General features: G+C 39.2%; 19 protein-coding genes. 3 read left to right on the forward strand and 16 right to left on the reverse strand.

The annotated features are described in order from the left end of the window. Positions 1-2: 2 nt before the first annotated feature. From argF to BIV60_RS11140, 11 genes are all read right to left on the reverse strand, one after another. Positions 3-974, reverse strand: coding sequence for an ornithine carbamoyltransferase (gene argF, locus BIV60_RS11090; RefSeq protein WP_071355804.1), 972 nt, complete (start codon positions 972-974; stop codon positions 3-5). Positions 975-977: 3 nt separating this feature from the next. Further along, positions 978-4,190, reverse strand: coding sequence for a carbamoyl-phosphate synthase (glutamine-hydrolyzing) large subunit (gene carB / locus BIV60_RS11095; RefSeq protein ID WP_071355805.1), 3,213 nt, complete (start codon positions 4,188-4,190; stop codon positions 978-980). Further along, on the reverse strand, positions 4,177-5,253 hold the full coding sequence (locus tag BIV60_RS11100) for a carbamoyl phosphate synthase small subunit (protein WP_071355806.1): 1,077 nt from the start codon (positions 5,251-5,253) through the stop codon (positions 4,177-4,179). Before BIV60_RS11100 ends, carB begins: the two co-directional genes overlap by 14 nt. Positions 5,254-5,270: 17 nt before the next feature. Next, positions 5,271-6,458 carry an acetylornithine transaminase gene (locus BIV60_RS11105; protein ID WP_071355807.1) on the reverse strand — a complete coding sequence of 396 codons (1,188 nt, stop codon included), beginning with the start codon at positions 6,456-6,458 and terminating at the stop codon, positions 5,271-5,273. Further along, complete coding sequence (gene argB, locus BIV60_RS11110; protein WP_177177272.1) at positions 6,455-7,255, reverse strand: acetylglutamate kinase; 801 nt, start codon at positions 7,253-7,255, stop codon at positions 6,455-6,457. Before argB ends, BIV60_RS11105 begins: the two co-directional genes overlap by 4 nt. A gap of 14 nt (positions 7,256-7,269) precedes the next feature. Continuing rightward, positions 7,270-8,496 (reverse strand): bifunctional ornithine acetyltransferase/N-acetylglutamate synthase, encoded by a 1,227-nt coding sequence (gene argJ, locus BIV60_RS11115; RefSeq protein WP_071355809.1) that lies wholly within the window; start codon positions 8,494-8,496, stop codon positions 7,270-7,272. Between the two features lie 40 nt (positions 8,497-8,536). Further along, the gene (argC, locus tag BIV60_RS11120) at positions 8,537-9,574 is read right to left on the reverse strand and encodes an N-acetyl-gamma-glutamyl-phosphate reductase (RefSeq protein ID WP_071355810.1); all 1,038 of its coding nucleotides are present in this window, start codon (positions 9,572-9,574) and stop codon (positions 8,537-8,539) included. A 225-nt stretch (positions 9,575-9,799) separates the two neighbouring features. Next, positions 9,800-10,222, reverse strand: a complete 423-nt coding sequence (locus tag BIV60_RS11125) for a DUF4395 domain-containing protein (protein WP_071355811.1) — start codon at positions 10,220-10,222, stop codon at positions 9,800-9,802. 167 nt (positions 10,223-10,389) lie between these two features. Further along, positions 10,390-11,652 (reverse strand): ammonium transporter, encoded by a 1,263-nt coding sequence (locus BIV60_RS11130; protein WP_071355812.1) that lies wholly within the window; start codon positions 11,650-11,652, stop codon positions 10,390-10,392. Beyond that, the gene (locus BIV60_RS11135) at positions 11,649-12,059 is read right to left on the reverse strand and encodes a hypothetical protein (RefSeq protein ID WP_071355813.1); all 411 of its coding nucleotides are present in this window, start codon (positions 12,057-12,059) and stop codon (positions 11,649-11,651) included. The genes BIV60_RS11130 and BIV60_RS11135 overlap by 4 nt, the downstream gene beginning before the upstream one ends. Positions 12,060-12,234: 175 nt before the next feature. Then, a complete protein-coding gene (locus BIV60_RS11140; protein WP_071355814.1) occupies positions 12,235-13,530 on the reverse strand; it encodes a helix-turn-helix domain-containing protein in 1,296 nt (431 codons plus the stop codon). Positions 13,531-13,991: 461 nt separating this feature from the next. Between BIV60_RS11140 and BIV60_RS11145 the strand changes: the two genes are divergently transcribed. Together BIV60_RS11145 and argH are read left to right on the forward strand one after the other, a co-directional pair. Then, positions 13,992-15,563: an APC family permease gene (locus tag BIV60_RS11145; protein WP_071355815.1), complete on the forward strand. Its 1,572-nt coding sequence runs from the start codon at positions 13,992-13,994 to the stop codon at positions 15,561-15,563. Positions 15,564-15,596: 33 nt separating this feature from the next. Continuing rightward, entirely contained in the window at positions 15,597-16,916 is a 1,320-nt protein-coding gene (argH, locus tag BIV60_RS11150; protein ID WP_071355816.1) for an argininosuccinate lyase, read from the forward strand. A 112-nt stretch (positions 16,917-17,028) separates the two neighbouring features. On the opposite strand, the gene BIV60_RS11155 is transcribed toward argH, so the two are convergent. Genes BIV60_RS11155 through BIV60_RS11165 form a run of 3 tightly spaced genes read right to left on the reverse strand, consistent with a single transcriptional unit; the run spans position 17,029 to position 21,312 of the window. Then, positions 17,029-18,459: an NAD-dependent succinate-semialdehyde dehydrogenase gene (locus tag BIV60_RS11155; RefSeq protein ID WP_071355817.1), complete on the reverse strand. Its 1,431-nt coding sequence runs from the start codon at positions 18,457-18,459 to the stop codon at positions 17,029-17,031. A gap of 31 nt (positions 18,460-18,490) precedes the next feature. Next, positions 18,491-19,849, reverse strand: a complete 1,359-nt coding sequence (gene gabT, locus BIV60_RS11160; RefSeq protein WP_071355818.1) for a 4-aminobutyrate--2-oxoglutarate transaminase — start codon at positions 19,847-19,849, stop codon at positions 18,491-18,493. A 29-nt stretch (positions 19,850-19,878) separates the two neighbouring features. Further along, complete coding sequence (locus BIV60_RS11165; RefSeq protein ID WP_083402214.1) at positions 19,879-21,312, reverse strand: amino acid permease; 1,434 nt, start codon at positions 21,310-21,312, stop codon at positions 19,879-19,881. Between the two features lie 182 nt (positions 21,313-21,494). On the opposite strand from BIV60_RS11165, the gene BIV60_RS11170 reads away from it, so the two are divergent. Continuing rightward, positions 21,495-22,889 carry a sigma-54 interaction domain-containing protein gene (locus BIV60_RS11170; RefSeq protein WP_071355820.1) on the forward strand — a complete coding sequence of 465 codons (1,395 nt, stop codon included), beginning with the start codon at positions 21,495-21,497 and terminating at the stop codon, positions 22,887-22,889. 73 nt (positions 22,890-22,962) lie between these two features. On the opposite strand, the gene BIV60_RS11175 is transcribed toward BIV60_RS11170, so the two are convergent. Then, a complete protein-coding gene (locus BIV60_RS11175) occupies positions 22,963-23,418 on the reverse strand; it encodes an N-acetyltransferase (protein WP_071355821.1) in 456 nt (151 codons plus the stop codon). Between the two features lie 204 nt (positions 23,419-23,622). Beyond that, positions 23,623-24,561 (reverse strand): glutarate dioxygenase GlaH, encoded by a 939-nt coding sequence (gene glaH / locus BIV60_RS11180; RefSeq protein ID WP_071355822.1) that lies wholly within the window; start codon positions 24,559-24,561, stop codon positions 23,623-23,625. Positions 24,562-24,656 lie beyond the last annotated feature (95 nt).

Raw genomic sequence — 24,656 nt, forward strand, 5'->3', positions numbered from 1 at the left:
GACTATTTTTGCAAGAATTCTTTTAAAATCGCTTTTTGCGCATGTAAGCGGTTTTCTGCTTCATCAAAAACTACTGAATGAAGACCGTCAATTACATCTGCAGTGACTTCTTCCCCGCGATGTGCCGGCAGACAATGTAAAAAGATAAAATCATTTTTTGCATGTTTACATAGATCTTGGTTTACCTGAAAGCCTTCAAAATCCTTTAGGCGTTTTTCTGATTCAGCTTCCTGCCCCATGCTGGTCCAGACATCTGTTACAACAACATCCGCACCTTGGATGGCTTCAATCGGATTATTGGTAATCTTAATTTGGGCGCCTGTTTCTTTCGCAATCTGCTCCGCATTCTCTACAATCTCTTGATTTGGCATATATCCGTCAGGGCTGGCAATGCTGATATCGATTCCTACCTTTAGCGCCCCCTCAAGCAAGGAATGGGCCATATTGTTATACCCGTCGCCAATATAGCACATCTTTAATCCGGCTAACTTGCCTTTGTGTTCAAGAATGGTAAGCAGGTCTGCCATCACTTGGGTTGGGTGCTGTAAATCTGTTAAGCCATTGATAACCGGAACATCGGCATGATGGGCAAATTCCTCAATCGATTCATGGGTAAAGGTACGAATCATTAATGCGTCCACATAGCGGGAAAGCACTTTCGCCGTGTCTGAAATGATTTCCCCTCTTCCTAACTGACTATCCTTCGAGCTTAAAAAGATTGCCTGGCCACCCAGCTGCATCATCCCTACTTCAAAGGAAACTCTTGTACGTGTTGAGGACTTGTCAAAAACCATTCCTAATACTTGGCCGCTTAAATACGGGTGCGGCTTTCCTTGCTTTTGCATAGATTTTAGTTCCACGGCGACATCTAGTAAATACAGAATTTCCTCTGTAGTAAAATCTGATAGCTGCAAAAAGTCTTTTCCTTTAAAGTTAAACTGTTTTGCATTATTTTTTTGCATTGTCTCAATCATCGATTACACCTCTATCCCAATTTTATAATATTCGCTTACGGTAAGAACTTCAAAATCTGACAATCCTTGATCTCCAAGTCCCATAATCGCTTCAACTGTATCTAAATGAGTAAATACTTTTACATTGTAGCGAGTAGCCTGTTCCCGGATATAAAAGCCAAATTTCAGCTTGTTTCGTCCCTGATTTGGTATATTGATTACCGCATTTACCTTTTGGCTGCGGAATAGTTCATTTACATCTTTTTCATCCTTTATGACAGTATCAACTGCAATACCATTCTCTTGAAGAAAAACGGCAGTCCCTTCCGTTGCAGCAATTTTATATTGCTTACTTACCATCCCTTGAATAATCGGCAAGCTTTCAGGCTTTTCACGATCGGAAATCGAGCAGAAAATATATTGCTCTTCATCCTGGTTTTTGGCAGGTGTTGCTTTGGCCAGTGCTTCCTTAAAGCTTGCACCTAAACCGAGTATTTCACCCGTTGATTTCATTTCCGGCCCTAGGACATGGTCGACACCTTTTAATTTAGTGGATGAAAAAACCGGTGCTTTTACAGAATAATAATTTGGTTCCGGCAGCAGCCCTGATGTTACGCTGATATCAGCTAGAGAAACACCAAGTTGAACCTTTACCGCCCATTCAATCATCGGTACACCAGTCACTTTACTAATAATTGGCACTGTTCTTGATGAACGCGGGTTTACTTCCAGAACATATACTTGATTTTCATAGACAACAAATTGGATGTTCATCATTCCAACAATGGAAGCTGACTTTGCAATTCGGTTCGCATAATCAATAAGCGTTTCTTTCACAGAACTGGACATTGAAATCGGCGGAAAAATCGAGATACTATCGCCTGAATGAACCCCGGCTTTTTCAATATGTTCAAAGATTCCCGGAACGACAATATTTACTCCATCACTAATGACATCAATTTCACATTCTAATCCCGGCAAATAGCGGTCTACTAATAAAGGCCACATACTTTTTTGCGAATTTTCCTGTAATTGCCAGATATACCGTTGGAGTTCTTCCTCTGAAAAAATCGTAAACATCGATTGGCCGCCAATTACATAGGATGGACGAACCAACACAGGATAGCCCAGTTTTTCTGCAGCAGCTGCTAACTCTTCAGCATGCATGACCGTTTCTCCTTCGATATGAGGAATCTGCAAGTCTTCAAGAAGCTGATAAAATTCTTTTCGGTCCTCCAGACTGTCGACATTTACAACAGGTGTTCCAAGGATTTTAATTCCTTCTTCTTGTAAACTATGTGCCAAATTAATGGCTGTTTGCCCGCCAAATTGAATAAGAACTCCTTCTACATTCTCTTTTTCAATGACATGGAGCACATCCTCTGCTGCCAGCGGTTCAAAATAAAGGCGGTCAGCAACCGAATAATCCGTACTAACAGTCTCTGGATTATTATTAATAACCACTGCTTCATAGCCCATTTTCTTAAGGGCCTTAGCAGCATGAACGGAGCAGTAATCAAACTCAATTCCCTGTCCAATACGAATCGGTCCTGATCCAATGACGAGAATCTTTTGATTGTTGGACACTTCCACCTCGTCATAGCCCATCCAAGTGGAATAATAATAAGGTGTAACCGCATCGAATTCAGCCGAACAAGTATCAACCATTTTATACCCTGGTTTCCAGTTTAAAACCTTCCATTTCAGTCTGATCTGTTTTTCCGGAATATCATAAATTTGTGATAGCAGTTTATCAGAAATATTTTTCCGCTTCGCTTCTTTTAACAAGGAAGTTGGTACATTACCCCAGCTGTACGAGGCTAATTCCTTCTCTAAATCAACAATTAAGCAAATTTTATATAAAAACCACGGGTCAATTTGGGTAAGTTCTTGAACTTTCCCAAAAGAAAGATCTCTTTTAAATGCTTCAGCAATGACAAAAAGACGCTGGTCATTAGCTGTCTTTAGCTTTTCAAACAGGGCAGCTTCATCTATGTTTTGATATGTGCTTGTGCATAGCCCGAAAATATTCATTTCCATCGAGCGAATCGCTTTATTTAATGCCCCTTCAAACGTCCGGTCAATGGCCATTACTTCCCCGGTTGCTTTCATTTGCGTACCTAATGTGCGGTCTGCTTCTGGGAATTTATCAAATGGAAACCGCGGCAGTTTGACAACGATATAATCAATTGCTGGTTCGAAGGAAGCAAATGTATTCCCTGTTATCGGATTCACAATTTCATCTAAATGGTAGCCAATCGAGCATTTTGCCGCCATCCGGGCAATTGGATAGCCGGTTGCTTTTGATGCTAATGCAGATGAACGGCTTACCCTTGGATTTACTTCGATAATATAATATTGATTGGATTCCGGATGAAGAGCGAACTGGATGTTACAGCCGCCGATAATCCCTAGTTCTCGAATAACCTTTACCGAAGAATTGCGAAGCATCTGGTATTGTACATCTGTCAAGGTTTGGGATGGAGCGACAACAATTGAATCACCGGTATGAACCCCAACTGGATCCATGTTTTCCATATTGCAGACGATGATACAAGTATCATTTGCGTCACGCATAACTTCATACTCAATTTCCTTCCAGCCTTTGATGCTTCTCTCTACCAGCACTTGATGAATCGGACTTGCAGCTAATCCTTTTTTTAGAACGATTTCGAGTTCTTCATCATTATGGGCAAAACCTCCGCCATCCCCTCCAAGGGTATAAGCAGGACGAATAATGACAGGGTAGCCGATCTCTTTAACAAATTGTACGCCTTCCTCAAAGCTAGTGATAATCGCAGATTCAGGAATTGGTTCCCCGATTTCAATCATTAAATTACGGAATTTTTCACGGTCTTCGCCTTTTTTTATCGATTCAACGGGAGTTCCTAAGAGCACCACACCATATTTTTCTAAAATTCCCTCTTCAAATAATTGAACAGCCAGATTTAACCCGGTTTGGCCGCCAAGTGTTCCGATAATCCCGTCCGGTTTTTCTTTAATAATAATTTTTTCAATTGCAGTAACATTTAACGGCTCAATATAAACCTTGTCAGCAACCGTTTCATCCGTCATGATGGTCGCCGGATTATTGTTGATTAAAACAACTTCAATTCCCTCTTCTTTAAGGGCTATACATGCTTGTGTTCCCGCGTAATCGAATTCTGCTGCCTGGCCGATTACAATCGGGCCCGAGCCAATGACGAGAACTTTTTTTAGATTTTTATTTAACGGCATAACGTGTCTCTCCCAAAGAAGTAATTTCTTTTACAAACTCGGTTAGGATATGTGCTGTATCGCTTGGTCCCGGATGTGCTTCCGGATGAAATTGAACCGTTTGAATGGGATAGCTGTGGTGCTTCAATCCTTCAATCGACTTGTCATTGACATTGCGATAGGTTACAGCAAATTCATCTGTGTTAATGCTATTATCGACCACAACATAGCCATGGTTTTGTGCAGTGATTTTCACTTTTCCGGTCATTAATTCCTTTACAGGATGATTGCCGCCGCGGTGTCCATAAGGAAGTTTTTCCGTTTTGGCACCGAAGGCAAGAGCGATAAGCTGATGTCCTAAGCAAATACCCAATGTCGGAAAGTGCTGACTAATCTTTTTAATTTCCGGGAACCATTTTTTTAACTCCATTGGATCACCAGGGCCGTTACTAATAAGAACACCGTCCGGATTCAAGGCTTTAATTTTTTCAAATGGAGTATTGTAAGGGACAATAGTTACCGAGCAATTCTCAGCTAATAATGCTGTTAAGATTGATTTTTTAAATCCGAAGTCCATTAATACGACATGCGGACCAACATTTTTGAAATATTGAATTTTTTTCGTCGATACTTTTTCTACCCAAAGAGGAGCATTTACGGTTGAAGCAATGCCTTCCACCTTTTTAGAGCTTAAAAAGCCTTTTACTGTTCCGCGGCTGCGGATCGTTTTGACTAATAATCTTGTATCTACCCCTGCAATCCCGGGAACGCCTGCCTCCATCAGCTTTTCTGAGAATTTACTGATTGACTGATAGTGACTCGGAGTTTCACATAAATCTCCGATGATTACTCCTGAAAGGGCCGGATGGACACTTTCATCGTCCTTGGCGTTTATACCATAGTTACCGATGATTGGATAACAAAAGGTAATGATTTGCCCTGCATAGGATGGATCCGTGATAATTTCCTGATAACCGGTCATACTTGTATTAAAAACGACCTCTCCAAGAGTGTCCTTTTTTGCCCCAATTAAAACTCCTTCAAAAACTTCTCCAGTTTCCAAAGTAAGATATCCTTGCTCCAAATTACTCACTCGCCCTTCTATATACTTTGGAATGCCTTTTCCAACTTTGTGATAAATTCATTGATTTCTTCTACTGTAGCGGTTAACGGCGGAAGAACCCTAACCACATTTGGCCCCGCTGTAAGAATCAGAAGCTGCTCGCCAATTGCTTTTTGCACAATTTCCGCAGCGTTCACTTCAACGACAATTCCTTTCAAAAGACCTTTACCGCGAACATCAGTTATAAAGGAATACTTTTCTTTTAAGGTTTGAAGCTTTTCATCTAAATAAGTTGATATTTCTCCAACATGACTTAATAAAGTACTGTTAACAATCTGAGTGATTGTTGAAACTCCAGCAGCCGTTACCAATGGATTCCCTCCAAACGTGCTGCCATGGCTGCCAGGATCAAATGCTTTTGCCGCCTTTTCTTTTGCGATAATCGCCCCAATTGGAAAACCTGAACCTAAGCCTTTCGCTACACTGATGACATCCGGTTCGATTTCATATTGCTCATAGGCAAATAATGTACCGGTCCGACCGATACCTGTTTGGATTTCGTCAACCATCAACAAAATATCGTTTGCTTCACAAATTTGCGCAAGTTTTTTCACCCATTCCTTGTCGGCCGGAATGACTCCGCCCTCACCTTGCACAAGCTCGAGTAAAACAGCAGCGGGTTTGATTTCCGCAATCTGTTCAATCGCCTCATTGTCGTTATAGGCCAGGTAGCGGAAACCCTGGACCAACGGGAGAAAACCCTGCTGAATTTTTTCTTGTCCCGTCGCTGAAAGAGTTGCTAATGTCCGTCCGTGAAAAGACTGCTGAAAAGTAACAATTTCGTAGTCGTCCTTCTCTTTTACCTTTTGTGCATATCGCCGTGCCAGTTTGATGGCCGCCTCATTCGCTTCCGCGCCGCTGTTGCAAAAGAAAACCTGATCGCCGCAGCTGTTTGCGGTTAAAAGAGCAGCAAGCTCTTGTTGATTCGGTATGTGATAGAGATTGGAGCAATGCCATAGATTCTGCACTTGTTCTTCAAGTTTTTCTTTCACCGCGTCCGGGACATGACCGAGATTACATGTGGCAATGCCAGAGGTGAAGTCTAGAAATTGGGTTCCATTGTCGTCCCATACATAGCTTCCTTTCCCTTTAACCAAGGTGATCGGGAAACGATTATATGTAGCCATTAGCGGCGATTCAAGGGAAACGGAAGTATTATTGGTCATGACACAATCTCCTCTTCTAAAACGATTTTCGTACCAATTTTTTTACCATTTACATAGTCTATTAGACTATTTTTATCAAAGCCATTAAGGATGGCAACCTCAGGTATATTATGAACAAGTCCGTCAATCGCAGCGGTAACCTTTGGAATCATTCCACCATAGATGGTTTGATTGTGAATCAGTTCTTCCACTGCCGCTTTCGATACTTGATCAAGCTTCTTTTTTTCACCATTTGTTTCAATTAAGATTCCTGGAATATCGCTGATAAAACAAAGGCTTGCTTCTAACGCTTTCGCAACGGCGCTAGCGGCAATATCTCCATTTATGTTATAACGCTGTCCGTTATCATCGATACCGATTGGAGAAATGACGGGTATATATCCTTGATGAATGATGTTTTCTACTACTCTTTTGTTCACATCGACAACTTCACCGACAAAACCGATTACCTCGGAATTTTCTACCGGTTTCGCTTTTAATAGAGAGCCATCTACGCCGCTGACCCCATAGGCATTGCCGCAAGCCTCTATAATGTTTCTTACAACTTGCTTATTTACAGATCCGCTTAATACCATTTCTACTACATCTAGAACCTGGAGGCTTGTTACCCGCAGGCCGTTCACAAAGGTGGTTTCGACATTTAAATTTTTTAATAAACCAGTAATGAGTGGTCCCCCGCCATGGACGATAATCGGAGTCCATTCACCGGATTCATGAATTTGTACAATGTCTTCATAAAACGATCTTGGCAGATTTTCTAAGACACTCCCGCCACACTTAATGACTAAATACTTCACAATTGCGACCTCCTCTATGTGCGGTAGGATCCATTGATTTTGACATAATCATAGGTTAAATCGCATCCCCAGGCCGTAACACTTTGGTCTCCTTGATTTAATTCAACATAAATTTGAATCGTTTCTTGCTCTAAGTAGTTTTTAACTTCCGCCTCATCGAATGGGCAAGGCAAGCCGTTTTCGAATACTTGATAAGGCCCAATCGCTACCTTTACCGCATTGGGCTCCACTGGAACACCGCTATAACCAATTGCTGTAACAATTCTTCCCCAGTTCGCATCAGTACCAAAGATGGCTGTTTTAACTAAGCTTGAAGAAATAATTGATTTTCCGACAATGCTTGCTTCCTCTTGAGTTTTGGCACCATCAACGACTACCTCAATTAGTTTTGTTGCCCCCTCTCCATCTCGGGCAATCTTTTTCGCAAGTTCTTTGGAAACCATTTTTAAACCCTTTACAAATAAATCCCAATCAGGGTGCTTTTTTGTTAATTGGTTGTTTTCGGCAAGTCCGTTGGCCAAAACCAATACCATATCATTGGTGCTTGTATCTCCGTCAACGGTAATCATATTAAAGCTTTGGTTTGTTACATCTTTAAGGGCAAAATGCAGATCCTCATAAGCAATATTTGCATCCGTTGTGATGAAACCAAGCATGGTTGCCATGTTTGGATGAATCATACCCGAGCCCTTTGCAGCACCGCCAATGCTGACTGTTTTCCCGTCAATTTGAATTTGAACAGCGATTTGCTTTACAGAAGTATCCGTTGTCAGAATCGCTTGCATGAAGTTTTCTTCTGCTGCATTTTCTTCATTCAGGATTTGCTTGATTCCAGAATGGATTTTTTTCATTGGCAGCAATTCGCCAATCACTCCTGTGGAAGTTACTGCAACCAGGTGTTCAGGGATTCCCAATTGACTAGCGAAAGCCTTCTGCATTGCCGTCGTATCTTTTATACCCTGTTCACCCGTGCACGAATTGGCATTCCCTGAATTGACAAGGACAGCCTTGGTTTTATATTCTTTCGCAATGCTTTCTTGTGTAACGACTAATGGTGCTGCTTGAAAAACATTTGTTGTATATACAGCGGCAGCTGTGGCAGGAGTTTCTGAAATGATATAGCCTAAGTCCAGGTTTTCCTTCTTAATCCCGCAATGCATTCCGCCTGCTTTAAATCCTTTCGGTAAGGTAACACCCTCTTCTTTTAAAACAACCACGTTTTGATTAGAAATTGCTTGCATCAAGTTTTCCCCCTTCGGTGCTATCGAAATTTATCACGTTCTATGGATACATCGGTATATCGTTAAGCCCCGTACGTTCATCCCATCCGTTCATCATGTTAAGGTTTTGAATTGCCTGCCCGGATGCCCCTTTTACCAGGTTATCGATAACCGATACTATCGTTAATCGTCCAGTCCTTTGATCAACGTGTAAACCAATGTCACAATAATTGGTTCCTGCTACCTCTTTTGTAGAAGGAGTGCTGCCGATTGGCCTTACCCTTACAAATGGCTTATTTTTATAAAATTCTTCGTATAATTCATGTACTTCTTCTGTTGAACTGCTTTCCTTTAAATTTATATACGTCGTACACATGATGCCTCTTGTCATTGGTACTAAGTGAGTTGTAAAAGTAACCGTGATCGGTGTTTTTGATTCATCACTTAACGTTTGCTCGATTTCAGGAATATGCTGATGAGCACCCAGTTTATAGGCCCTGATGTTTTCATTTATTTCAGCATAATGCGAGGTTAGAGAAAGTCCTCTTCCTGCTCCTGATACTCCCGATTTTGCATCTATGATAATCGTCTTGGAATCTGCTAAACTTGTTTTCAAAATTGGCAGAAGCCCGAGCGTTGCCGCAGTAGGGTAGCAACCCGGGTTCGCAATGAGTTGGGCCGTTTTAATTTTTTCTGAATAAATTTCACTGAGTCCATAAACTGCATGTTGTAAATATTGCTCATCCGCCGGAGTTTTCTTATACCAAGTTTCATAATCATTTTTTGACCTGAGGCGGAAATCTCCGGAAAGGTCAATACATTTAATACCGGTCTCTAATAATTCTGGTACCAATTTGCTGCTAACTCCAGATGGGGTTGCCAGAAAGACAATTTCGTTATTTTCACTTAAGTTTTTTGCATCAAATGATTCCAAAGGTATTTCTTTAATACCTGAAAGATGTGGATAAACCGCACTAAAATTCGTTCCAGCCTGTGAGTTGGAAACAATCGTACCGACCTCTATATAAGGGTGCTTTTCGATTAGCCTTACTAATTCAATTGCCCCGTATCCCGTTCCCCCAATGATTGCAGCTTTCATTTTTTCATCTCCCGAGTTCATCTTCTTAATGAATTATTATACCGTCAGATTAATAATTATTCAATCATAATCATACAAAATTTTCTTTATAAATTGAATTTTCCTAATCGACATTTTTGAAAACGTTTACATTTCTTTTTGTGAGAATATACATTTTTTATACAAAAAAAGCAGAATTCCCGCTGTTAGCATGTTTCTGCTCTTTCATTCTATTTATGCTGTTTTCTATTTTCTTCTTTTATAGGAATACATTTTCCATTGATAATGGATAAAACATCCGATACAAAATCCTAAGATTGCCACGAAAGCTGCTATCGCTACAAGAGTAGTGAATATATATCCAACTGTATTCCAGCCTGTTAAAAAGCCTGTGAAGCCAATTCCTAAGCAAAAAAGTGCAATTTTTTGGTTAAATTGTTGTTGGTCCCAATCTTCAGGAATATACTCCTTTGGTTCTTTTCGTAAAAATCTCTTTGCAATATACATAATGGGATTAAATCCAAACAACAGACCAAGGAGACCAGATATAAATGGTATGAGTAAAAACCATTCTTTTCCGGAAAACAATGTTAAAACAGCACAGACCACAATAACCGATTGATTTGTCCTTACAAGCGGCCGTGGTATGGAGCGGATAGATTTTGACAATTTAATCCAACCTTTCTTATTGGATTTATATGTTTAAAGTTTGCTATTATTTTATCCATTTATTCTCGTTTTGTACACAATATAAACTTTCCTATTTTTGGTTCAATGAAAATTGGGCAGGAATAAAAAAATCGTTAAAGCCTGTAGCATTAACGATTTTTCCAACCTTATTTTTCCTTAAAATAATCTTCTACTTGAAGGAACTCTGGAGATGTATGGGTTGCCATGATTCCATGGTAGCTTATATCCAGACCAAGCTCTTCTTCATCATTTGATGCCCGAATGGGAACCCATTTATTAATGAGTTTTAGACCTCCCCATGTAAGCAGGAATCCCCACGCACACAAAATGAATAATCCTAACAATTGAGCTACCAATAAATGCCAGCCTCCGCCTGTTAAAAGGCCTCCATTTGTTGCGAACAGCCCAACAGCTATGGTTCCCCACACACCAGAAACAGCATGAACCGGAAATGCTCCAACCGGATCATCAATCCGTTTTGCTTCTAACCAATTCGTTGCAGTCATCATCAACAACGCTGAAATCGCCCCAATTAAGATGGATGACTGGTCGCTTACATAAGCACAACCTGCTGTGATCCCTACAAGACCTGCCAAGGAGGCATTAATGACAGATGGGGCATCAGATCGGCCGTACCGAAATAAAGTATAGATCAATGCAGTTGCCCCGCCCGCAGCAGCTGATAGCATTGTTACGATAGCAATGTGACCTATTCTAACATCTGTTGCAGCTAGCGTACTTCCGGCATTAAAACCAAACCAGCCGAACCATAATAAAAAAGCTCCTACCGAAGCAAGCGGCAGATTACTAGGCAAAGCAATTGATGATGAATCCTTTGAAGCAAATTTACCTTTTCTTGGTCCGATTAGGATCGCTGCGGCTAATGCCGAAAATCCACCTAACGCATGGATAACTGCTGATCCCGCAAAGTCTTCCATTCCTAATTTCCCTAACCAGCCGCCACCCCATACCCAATGGCCGGCAATGGGATAGATAAACATTGTCATCAAGATGACGTATAAAAGATAAGCTCGAAAATTAACTCGTTCCGCTACAGCACCGGAAACAATGGAAATAACAGCGATAACAAAAGCACCTTGGAAAAGCCAAAAAGTATCTGTGGAAATCGATAATTTTAAATGGGTAAAATCCCCTTTTAACATGAATCCATCCGTCCCGATTACTCCAAACAGATCAGAGCCATACATAAAGGCAAATCCGACTAAATAATAACAAAGTGTCCCAATCGTAATATCAGCAAATACCTTCATAATAATGTTCACACTGTTTTTTGAGCGTACAAAGCCTGCCTCAAGGAGGGCAAAGCCACCCTCCATTAATAAAATCATGGCCGCAGTCAGCACAACCCAGATGGTATCAAGACCTGATTGGATAGTATGGATGGTCATTGCAATTGTCCCCCCATTTCTTTATAGTTTTTAAGTTCCTCTATAACACTATGAGAAAGTACAATAGCTTGTTGTTCTTCATTTTTCACTAAATTTATGATTCTCTCTAATTCAGCCATTTTTTTCTTAATTTCTTCTATTTGACTTAAACGTTGCTTCACATTTACAAGATACTCCACGGCTTGATGATGGCTGGGCGGACGTCCTGTAAAAAATTTCTTAAAAGGAGATAATGATTGATACCACGCCTCATATGTTCTCCTCTTTTCCTCGAATTTAATGATTTTTTCCTTCAATTGAGCCATTTCTTTTTCTTTACAAATCTTTATTTCTAATAAAATATTGATAAAATCTTCGGGGGCAATATGAAATTCTAAGGTGTGATATAATTCATCAATGATATCCATGTTATATCTCCTCACATGAATTGTTACTTTTCCTGATTATATTGAGAATTTTCATATTAGTCAATAAAAATTTAAATCTGCCATTTATAGAAGGCAAATACCCCTTAGAAAAAATTCTAAGGGGTATTTGAGTAATATTTGGTTAATTGCTATGATTTTCGCCATCTGCATTATATTATGTTAAACGATAAATTTTACTTGGCCTACCACGAGAGGCAGAGCCTTCAGAACCCATGTACTCCGCTAACCCCACTTCAGTTAAACCAGTAACCATCCGTCTAACATTTCTCTCATCGAGACGAAGATGGGTAGCAATTTCTTTTGTTGTGAAACTTCTTAATCCCAATCGTCTCACAATCGCTGCTAGTTTACTATACATTCGAACACTTACATTTCCTTGTTCAAGCTTTTCTAGGAAATCTTTATCTTCAAGACGATAAGAATAAGACAACTCATCGTCTTTCCCTGCAGATTCGATGACCTTCCCATCCTCCTGGATAATTACAATTCCACGATCCTCCCTCTCTTTGGACCGCTGGATTGCACTAAGAGCATTAACCTCTGCAGCAAAGACTGTTTCTCCATATCCAATTCCAACTGCGATCGTCGACTCGGATTCAAGAGAAAGCTGATCCACTGTCTGAACCAGCATGCTAATTTTTCTCTCAATGGCACCACGGGAACTAAAAATAACATATCGGCCATTTCCACGTTCCATAAGAGAACCGTCTAAAGACTCACACAACCGAATTAACGATTCCTTAAGGCGGGTCTCCAAGTACTGTAAACGGTAGGGACTCCTTGCTTTTTCAGCAATCCTATCAAAATCATTAATATCAATGATTCCCACACCAATTTGAGTATCCTTAAAATAGAAGGCCCTCACCTTTTCCTCCAATATCCTTATTGTTTGCTGAATCTCAAGACTTGTAGGGGTATACCAGTATGCAGGAACACCAGCTGATAGTAAACTTTTATACACCCCTTCGAAACAAGTTATCGCAACATCAATCTTACCTTCTTCCCATAAGTTCATGTGGTAGCTCAGTAAATCGTTTGGGTTGGTCTGTATTCCATATTTTTTAATATAAACATTAGAAACGGGTACACCAAGCTGTTCTAACGCTTCTTCGATTTTTGTCTCTTCAAGCTCGTCGATACTAACCCTTTCGACGATGACATGATGGTTAAGAGCCGTCTGCAAAAAACAACGGTAAAGACTTGCTTCTGTATGTTGAATATGTATCAATTTTTCATCAGAATTTATGATGTTTTTTGCAATAATATAGGAAAGCTTACCCGAAAAAAACCATATATCAACCTGATGATCATTTTCTTTGACGATGGCACCCGTCTCCTGAAAATGGTTGTACGGAAATGGTAAAAATCGCAAGCTCAAATCCATTTTCTTCGCGAGAGTCAAAATTCGATCTACCGAAGCTTTAGGGCCTACAATTCCAATCTGATACATATGTGTACCTACCTTCCAGTACCTGATCACAAGGCACTTCTCTATTTTATTATAGGTTACACGATGATTTTCCCCTTTGTCTAGCCCAGTATGCAGCTATTTCAACTCCTTGACAAAACCAAGCCCATCCTTTTCAAGTTGTGAATTTTCAAAAAACATGTTGCAAAATGCAAACGTTTCAAATAAAATCATTTTAGGGTAATTACCTGTTTTTAACCTTTTAAAAAATCACAATTGAGCTAATCTTTGTGTGGAACATTATGGCTAAGCTAAAGTGTCCTAGGTACTTTTAATTTTTTTGGTAAAGTTTACGTATAAAACGGATTAGCTTAAAAAATTGGAAAGGAGTTATTTATTTTAAGTAAAGTGCTGAACTATTTATGATTCTAGAGGTCGTTTAGAATTTTTATACTAGTAATAGGACAAATAATAATATACCCCATTAAGAAAGAGGGAATTTCATGAGTCAAGAACAATATTTAAAAAAGAAAATGGGCTTTTGGTCACTTACAGCACTATCTCTTGGAGGAATTATTGGATCAAGCTGGCTTTTTGGACCATGGAATACGGCAAAACTAGCTGGACCTATAGCCATTTTGTCATGGATTATTGCTGCATTCGTCATCACTCTTATTGCTCTTGTTTATGCAGAATTAGGAAGGGTAAAACCAGAAACAGGCGGGTTGGCCCGATATCCCCTTTATTCCCATGGAAAATTACTTGGTACAGTGACAAGTTTTTCAATTTGGCTTGGCTACTGCGCCACTGCACCCGTGGAATCGTCAGGAGTTATTCAATACGCTAATCAGTTCTTGCCAGGACTATATGATGCAACTAAGGAGCAACTTACTACAACAGGAGTTCTTGCATCAACTTTATTAATGGTATTTTTTGTTGTTGTGAACTATTTTGGTGTGAAATTATTTTCTGTGACAAATACCATTATTACCACAATTAAATTTATAGTACCCCTATTAACCATCATTGCTTTTTTTATGACGGGTTTTCATGCAGAGAATTATACGAGTCATGGGGTCGCCCCAAATGGATATGGAGCAGGATTAAGCGCAATCTTAACGAGTGGTATATTTTTTGCCTATACAGGATTCGGGAATGTAATTATGATGGGCGGCGAAGTTGTTAACCCAAGACGTAATATTCCACTTGCGCTTATCGCATCTCTGTCATTTTCAGCTATTTTATATGCATTACTTCAAATCGTTTTTATTGGTGCCGTTCCGCCAGAAATGCTTTCTAATGGTTGGAGTGGAATAAAATTTGACTCCCCATTTGCGAATTTAGCACTTATGGCAAATATGGTTTGGCTGTCTTGGACCATTACAGCGGATGCAATGATTTCACCAACTGGTTCAGCGCTCGCTTATACTGCTGGAACTTCAAGACATGTTTTTGCAATGGCGAAAAGTGGATTCCTTCCATCTTATTTCGGATCTATTAATAAAAGATTTGGGGTTCCAACACGTGCACTTACTCTCAATTTCCTTATTGGGTTGCTCTTTTTGTTCCCCTTAAAGAGTTGGACAGCGATTGTAGCAATTGTTGGAGCAATTGGTATTTTTAAATACGCTTCAGCATGTGTAACGGTAATGGTGTTTCGTAAGGTTGGTTTGACAAAAGACAACGGTATCCCAGGCATGCCTATTATTGCTCCTTCAGCATTTGTATTTGCTACTTTGCTTATTTATTGGACAAACTGGAGCAGAGTCCAACTTGCCATTTGGGGATTAGTGATTGGACTTGCAGGATATTTAATTGTTCATTTTATCAATAAACATAAATCGTTAGAAATCCTAGGCGGTATTTATCTTGTAATTTATATTTTGATGCTCGTTGGAATTTCATCAATAGGAAATTTTGGTGGTAAAGGAATAATTCCAGAACCATACATGTCTTATATCGTGGCAATAATAGGATTCATTTTTTACTATTTTGCCGTATATAACGGTATTTGGTATATGCGAAAAAAGGGGAACATTCAAGAATTACAAAATATAGAAAACACAGCCGTTTAAAAACAATTTCATTTTAAAAAAGGAGAAATGCTTATGAAGCTTTGGGGAGGACGTTTTAGAAAAGAAGAAAATAAACTAATGGAGGACTTTAATAGTTCCCTTCATGTTGATAAGAGACTTTATTCTGAAGATATTAATGGCAGTATTGCTCATGTAAATATGCTTGTAAAATGTAGATTACTGACAGAAGAAGAAGGACAAAGTATTATAAAGACTCTTCTTTCCATATTGGAAGAAATCGAAAACGGTACATTAGTAATCGAGGGAAATTTTGAAGATATTCATAGTTTCATTGAATCGAAGTTAACAGAACGAATAGGTGAAACAGCAAAAAAACTCCATACAGCAAGAAGTCGAAATGACCAAGTTGCTTTAGATATTAGACTATACGCTAAACATAAGGCATTAGAAGTACTCACGTATATTGATGGGCTACAAAATAGTCTGAAAGAAAAAGCAGAAGCAAACAATGTGATTATGCCAGGATATACCCATTTACAGAGAGCTCAAGTAATAACTCTTAAACACCATTTAATGGCCTACTTTAATATGCTTGAAAGGGATAGAAAAAGAGTCCTTAATGCAATAGAAATTATGAATGAAAGTCCACTTGGATGTGGAGCATTGGCAGGAACGACTCATGATATAGATCGAGCAATGACAGCTGAGGAGTTGGGATTTTCAAAACCTGTAAACAATTTCCTCGATGGAGTTAGTGATAGAGATTATCTATTAGAATTAATGTCTTGTTTTTCGATTATCATGATGCATTTAAGCAGGTTAAGTGAAGAACTGATTTTATGGAGTAGTCAAGAGTTTAGATTTATTACTATTGATGATGCATATTCTACAGGCAGCAGTATTATGCCTCAGAAGAAAAATCCTGATGCAGCAGAGCTTATAAGAGGAAAAACAGGACGAGTATATGGTTCTCTTACTTCACTTCTAACAACGATGAAAGGGTTGCCTTTAGCTTACAATAAGGATATGCAGGAAGATAAAGAACCATTTTTTGATGCATTAGATACAGTGTTATCTTGTCTAGAAATTATGTCTTATATGATTTCTACTATGAAGGTAAATACTGAAAATATGAAAATAGCTGTGAAACACGGCTTTCTTAATGCAACAGAAGTCGCTGATTATTTAGTTAGCAAAGGGGTTGCATTTAGAGATGCACACAGTATCGTAGGTTCTATTGTCATTTATTGTGAAGATCATAATAAAGGAATAGAAGAGTTGTCTCTAGACGAATTAAAGAGCATAAATTCAATAATTGAAGAGGACTTATATGAATTTATTGATTATCAAAATATATTAAATAAAGGCATTAAGGTGAATATATTAAATTAATTTTGATTCATCAATTAAAGAACTATAGCTTATAATTCGAATATCTATTAAAAAAAGAGGATATTAGCTCATATATTGAACTAATTATCCTCTAATATTCATAGTACAGTTATTAAAAAGCAATCGATACATATTTCACTTCAAGATATTCATAAATTCCGTAATGACCGCCTTCTCTCCCTAATCCGCTTTCCTTAAATCCTCCGAACGGTGCCTGCGCGACAGTAGGCAGGGCATCATTCAGCCCGACGATTCCATATTCGAGCTTTTCACTGATTCGAATCGCCCTGCTTAGGCTTTCAGTATAGACGTAAGCAGCCAATCCGTAGATTGAATTATTAGCCCGTTCAATTACTTCCTCTTCTGTTTTAAACGTCGCAACCGGTGCCAATGGTCCAAATGTTTCCTCGTTCATACAAAGCATTTCATCTGAAGCATTTGTAATAATCGTTGGTTCAAAATAATAACCGTCTGCAATATTTGGCCTATTTCCTCCCTGAAGGAGTTGTCCGCCCTTCTCAAGAGCATCATCAATTTGTTCTTTCACCTTATCAATCGCATGCAAATCAATCATTGGCCCAATGTCTGTTCCTTGGTCTAAGCCATTTCCAATTTTTAATTTCGAAACGGCTTCGCGGAACTTTTCGTTAAATTCAGCTTCAATCGACTCGTGGACATAGACACGATTCGTACAAATACAAGTTTGCCCTGCATTTCTGTACTTAGAGCCTACAAGCCCTTCAATTGCCTTATCGATATTTGCATCATCCATCACGATGAACGGAGCGTGACCACCTAATTCTAAGGAAATTTTCTTTACGGTGTCTGCTGCCCCCTTCATTAGCATCTTCCCAACTTCGGTGGAGCCCGTAAACGTCAGCTTACGAACACGCTCATCTTGTAACCAAGCGTCGCCAATTGCACGGGAATCTCCTGTTACGACATTTAACACGCCTTTTGGAATACCCGCTAAATGCCCAAGCTCCACAATCTTTAAAGCCGTTAAAGGAGTTTGTGTGGCCGGCTTAATTACAGCCGTACAACCAGCCGCAAGTGCAGGAGCCACTTTCCTGGTAATCATAGAAGCTGGGAAATTCCATGGTGTAATCGCCGCAACGACACCCACTGGCTGCTTCTGAATAAGAATTCGTTTATTCGGATGAGAGGATGGGATGGTTTCTCCATAAATCCGTTTCGCCTCTTCTGCATACCATGAAACATAACTGTTCGCATTGATAATTTCACCCAATGCCTCTTTTAATGGTTTTCCTTGCTCTTCTGTCATAATCCGAGCAAGTTCTTCTTTATTTTCATCAATTAATTGAAACCATTTCATCAGGAATTGACTGCGTTCTTCGGCAGTTCTGGCAGACCATTCCTTAAAGGCGGCGTATGCAGCATCTACCGCTTTTTTCGCCTCTGCTTTTCCCCCTTTTGGAACTTCTGCAATCACTTGATTATTCGCGGGGTTGATTACCTTAATCAATTCTTTACTTTCACTCTCTACGCTCTCTCCGTTAATCTGCATTAAATGTATGCTCATTGTATTTCTCCTTTCTATTAAAATTATCCGTTTATACTAAACTAGCGCTATCAGAAGCAACGATCGCTGCCTCAATTGAATTTTCCAAAATGGTTAAACCTTCTTCCAATTGCTCACCTGTAATCACAAGCGGCATAAGAAGACGGATGACATTGCTGTATACACCGGCGCTAAGGATTAGCAATCCTCGTTTGTTCGCTTCTTTAATAATTTGGTTGGTTAATTCTTTTGACGGCTCTTTTGATTGTTTGTCTTTTACAATCTCCATTGCACACATGGCACCAAGTCCTCTTATATCGCCAACGCAATCAAACTTATCGGAAAACGCCTTAAATTTATCCATGACAATTTTTCCAATTTCTTCTCCGCGCTGATTCAATCCCTCTTCTTCGATAATATCTAAAACTGCTAAAGCAGCTTTACATCCCAATGGACTACCGCTGTAAGTTCCGCCAAGTTCCCCTGGATCCGCTGCGTCCATGATTTCCTTGCGGCCAATCACACCGCTAATCGGCACCCCTGCACCCATTGATTTAGAAACCGTCATCAAATCTGGTACCACATCAAAATGCTCAATGGCAAAATAACGGCCGGTACGGGCAAATCCTGTTTGAATCTCATCCGCAACAAAAAGGATGCCATGTTCTTTACAAAATTCATAAACTCCTTGGACAAAGCGTTTGCTAGGAACAATAAATCCGCCTTCACCTTGGACCGGTTCCATTACCACGGCAGCAATGGTTTCCGGTGCAACATCACTAACAAAAAAGTTGCGGAATTCCTTAAGCACAAATTCTTCATATTGCTCTTCTGTTAATCCATCCGGGCGTCTGTATGTGTAAGGGAATGGCGCTCTATACACTTCAGGGGCAAACGGACCAAACTCAAATTTATATGGCTTAACCTTGCTTGTCATCGTCATGGTCATTAAAGTTCGGCCATGATACCCTCTTGAAAAAGAAATAATTCCTTGTCTTTTTGTAAACTTACGGGCAATTTTCACTGCATTTTCAACCGCTTCTGCACCGCTGTTTTGCAGCAGCACTTTCTTCTCATGATTTCCCGGTGCCAGGCTGGCAAGTCGTTCCGCAAGCTCAATATAAGATTCATACATCATGACATTAAATCCGGTATGGATGAATTGATCCACTTGTTCATGCAGTGCCTGTCTCACTTTCGGATGTCCATGTCCCACATTTTGTACCCCGATGGCTCCAACAAAATCTATAAAGGTATTACCATCAACATCTCTAATTAATGCACCATCGGCTGATTCTGCAAATGCTGGAACCCCATAACTTACGCCCTTTGGTACGATATTTTCACGTCTCTCTACTAAACTTTTTGATTTTTCTCCAGGTATATTTGTTTGGATTTTTACAAAACTCATTTTAATCTCTCCTTAGTTGATAAATTTAATTAATTTACTATTTTTTTAGAATTATATTCAGTTTCTGATGATGAGTATTTAGCATCCTCCTTTTTTCGGTATAAAAGAAAGTAGGAGCCTATTACTAAAATGGTTAGGATGGAAGTAAGATAAAACTGTTCACGCATCGAATCGATAAAAGCTTGGGCAACAAAAATAACAAATATAGCAGCAATCGTAGCATAGGTTAAGTAAGGAAATAGCCACATTTTCACTTTCAGTTTCTTAGGATCTTCCTTTTCTGCTCTTAATCGCAAGCGTATATGAGAGAAGGCAATAAAGATATACATGATAATGGTTACTCCGCCTGAACTATTTGCCAAAAATACAAACAATTTATCTGGCGAAATAAATTTAAATGTGGCGAACACATATGTAAAGATTACACTGAACGCCAATGCCCAAAGCGGAATCCCTCTTTTACTAACGCGCGAAAGAAACTTTGGAGCCGTTCCCTTTGACGAAAGAGAGTACAGCATGCGAGAGCTTGTATAGAGCCCGGAATTTAAAACAGAAAGAAGAGAAATAAAGATCACGACATTCATTACTTGTGCTGCAGCGGGCATGCCCACCATATTGAAGACACTGGCATAAGGGGACTGCAGTAAATCCTTGGCACCCTGTGGAATAATCATGACTAAGATCGCCACGGAGCCAACAAAGAAAAGAAGAAGCCGCCATACAACCGCATTGATTGCCTTTATGATATTTTTTTCCGGGTTTTCAGATTCACCCGCGGCAATGGCTGCTACCTCACTTCCAGATAACGAGAAGGTAATAAAGATGACACTAAGAAATACTGGTGTCCATCCATGCGGGATGAAACCGGCTCCTGTCGTCAGGCTCGCTAACCCTTGTGCTTTAACTCCGGGAAACCAGCCAAATACAATTACTGCACCAACGATTAGAAAAATAACAATAGCAGAAACTTTAATAAATGCTAACCAATACTCAAATTCCCCGTAAGTTTTTACTGAAAAGATATTGGTTACGGTCATTAAAAGAGGAAACACTAGACTTGCCGCTACCGCAGGAATCGCAGGGATCCAGTTATGTACAAATGTTCCAAGCAGAGTAGTTTCAATCGCCGTAATAATGACCCAGTTAAACCAGTATAACCAGCCAATCGTATACCCGGCCCACGGCCCGAATGCTTGTTGTGCGTAGGTTGCAAAGGAACCGCTATCAGGATTAACAACCGCCATTTCTCCCAGCATCCGCATAATCAGAACAATCATTAAACCCGCAATGATATATGATATCAAGGCACCTGGGCCAGCTGACATGATCATGTTACCGCTTCCAATAAAGAGGCCCGCTCCGATTACACCGCCAATTGAAATCATGGTCACATGCCTTGTCTTCAGATCATGCTTTAATTCATGATTTGCCACTAAACATCCCCCCAATTTATCGATACACATCTATATTTAAAGCAAGAAACGTGCCAATAGTAAAAACCTTAAAATTAGACAAAAAAGTCTATTTTTTTAAAAAGTTCGATCCACTTTTGAATTAAAAATAACATTTTTTGATCCATTTATTGATTAATGATTCAATTCTGGATTATAGTTAGATTAGAATACTAGAAATTAAGGAGAACAACATGTCTATAGCAGAAATCATTTTAGAAACAATTGTAAAAACTTCCAACAATAATATCACGATTACGGATGAAACTGGTGTTATTTTGTATACCAACGGCGAACACTGGACGGTATATGAAGACGGACCAAAAGAATATATTGGAAAATCCATTTTTGAACTACAGGAACAAGGGATTCTAACCCCCTCTATTACCGCTAAAGTACTTAAAGAACAAAAACCGATCCAAATTATGCAAAACACCAAAAAAGGAAAAGTCATCATGTCGACGGCCTATCCCATTTACAACGATAAAGGAGAAATCATTCGGGTCATTAGCTACGCCCTAGACCGAACCGAAATCAGCAGTCTTCAGGCTCAATATGAACAATTAGAACGAAAGCTAAAAGAATATCAAATCGAAATGGAAGAATTAAAGGGAAGAGAGGAAATTCTCTATCGGAGCAAGGAAATGCAGCAAATTGCCAAAACCATACAACGAGTAGCTCGTACCGATGCTACAGTGTTAATGTTGGGAGAGTCCGGTGTTGGAAAAAGTATGCTTGCGAGAAAACTTCATAGTTTTAGCAACCGTCATAAAAATCCTTTCATTGAAGTGAATTGTACCACCATCCCTTCAAGTTTATTTGAATCCGAAATGTTTGGGTATGAATCCGGGTCTTTTACAGGTGCCCAAAAAAAAGGGAAGCCGGGGTTAATTGAACAAGCCCACGAAGGAACATTATTTTTAGACGAAATTGGCGAACTGCCCTTGTCCATCCAGGCAAAATTATTAAAGGTTTTGCAAGAAAAGAAGTTTATCCGAATTGGCGGAACGAAAGAACGGCAGGTTAATTTTCGGCTAGTCACAGCAACGAATAAAAATTTGGAGGAAATGGTTCAAAAAGGGGAATTTCGCCTTGATTTATATTACAGATTAAATGTAATTCCTCTTTCCATACCTCCACTACGCGATCGCAAGGAAGATATTTCTCTATTAATTAACCATTATATGGAGTTAATGAACAAGAAATATAAAACAGAGAAAAAATTACACCCTTCCGCATTCGAAAAACTTCTTAATTATAAATGGCCCGGGAATGTTCGGGAATTAGAGAACTTACTTGAAAGACTTGTTTTAACTACGGAAGAATCCATTATCCGACAACATTCAATGCCCGCCTCCATTCTAGGAGAGGCATCTACACACGAGGAAGATAGTTTCATGATTGAACATCTGATGACAGAAGAAACAAATCTCAAAACCGTATTAGAACAGGTGGAAAAATGGATGCTGGAAAAAGCTCAAAAGCAATGCAAATCCACCTATGAAATGGCCAAATATCTAGGGATTAGCCAGCCATCGGTTATTCGTAAACTAAAAAAATACAAAGAGGAGCTGGAGAATTTCGAATAATACAGGTTTATATAATGAAAACACCTCATTCGTTCAGAAAGAGGTGTTTTATATCATGATGGCGCCATGCCATTTATCCAACATACTTAATCATTGCTACTTCATCACAGCAATTAAACTTCGGGCAGTTCATACAATCCACCCATACTTTTTCAGGTAAGGTTTCTTTTGCGACAATCTCAAAACCGCATTTTTTGAAAAACTCTGTTTCGTAGGTGAAAGACATAACACGGCTAATTCCAAGACTAGGTGCATCCTCTATAAGACGATTTACAAGGTTACGGCCAATTCCCCTTCCAGCATGCTCCGGTGATACAACCAAAGAGCGAATCTCTGCAAGATCCTGGCCCAAAACATGTAATCCTGCAACACCTAGTATTTTATTATTCTCTTTCATAACATATAGACATTGTAAATGTTGATAGAGTGATAAATACGTACGAGGCAAAACGATTTGTTTTTCAGCATATATCTGGATTAAATTATAAATATCTTTAACATCGCTAGTCACCGCATGATAAATATCCATTTGTTTTCTCCTTTTGTTGTAATATTATAAATATACAACTATATGTATTTTTACTCAATGGGATTTTTTAAAAATAAAATATTTTAAAGTATTTAAATTACACTAAAATAAAAAGACAAATTCATTTTCTGAACAAAAGCCCTAGAAAACGAATTTGTCTTGTATATATACCCAAAGGGGTAGGGTAACAAATTAATATGATTGTTATTGATTAAATCGACCGCGCTGGCGGAGTAGTTCCCTGTTTAAGTTTGGATTCTTTTCAAAGGCAGCACGTCCATGAAGCCAGAAAATATTATTAACGACTACCAGATCTCCGACCGGAAGTTCCAATTCTGTTACACTTTCGTCATTTTCCATTGAGTTGGAAAGGTCGCGAAGATATTTCGCTTGTTCAATGCTTTCAGGATACGCAAATTGATCGATAAAACAAATGCCCGGCTTGTTATGATAGTTGAAAAATGTTAAACGCTCAATCTCTTGATCAACATTTTTACTTTTTGGTGCTTTATAGGAAAATTTATGGCCTGCTAACGGATGATTAGCATATAGGTCAAGCTCCTTCCAATCATCAAGATGCAACAAACGGGATTCACCGCCAACTGCATTTTCTTCCACAATCTTCATCATCAATAACCAGTCAGTCGGCTCATCGACAAACGTACCATCCGTATGAAGGGTAAATAAACGATACGCCTGACGAAGATAGGAGTCACTGATGTCTGTATCCTTTACTGTAAATCTTGCATAATACTTTCCTGACATAGAGTCATGGTTAGGGGTACCAAGCAAGTGAGAAATCGCAGTTGCAAAAATAACATATTCGTCTGTATTTTCCGTTACACCTTCTAAACCAAGCGTAAACCCTCCTGACTCCCTGTCATGGACAATACTGCGAAGAAGTTCACCAAACTCTTCACCTACTTCTTCTAATAAAAGAGACGCAACAAGAAGACGTGTATATGGTGTATATTCCAAGTGTTGAACAGAATAACTTTCTTGTGCTACACGATTAAGAAATTTAACAATGCTTTCTTTGGATAGCTGAATGTGGTATAGACGGTTCGTCTGTGGATGAACCTTTACTTCATAGTTTTCCGTTACTCTTTCAAATTTCGCAAATGTTTTTTCTGCAATACTCATGTTTCATTCCTCCGATTTTTATGAAATTAGTATTTTAAAAAACAGGAAATTTAAAAAAGCCAGTTGCAAAAGGATTCCTAGTACATTAGGAATTT

Origin of the sequence: Bacillus sp. MUM 116 (assembly GCF_001866655.1) — a bacterium.
Classification (GTDB): domain Bacteria; phylum Bacillota; class Bacilli; order Bacillales; family Cytobacillaceae; genus Neobacillus.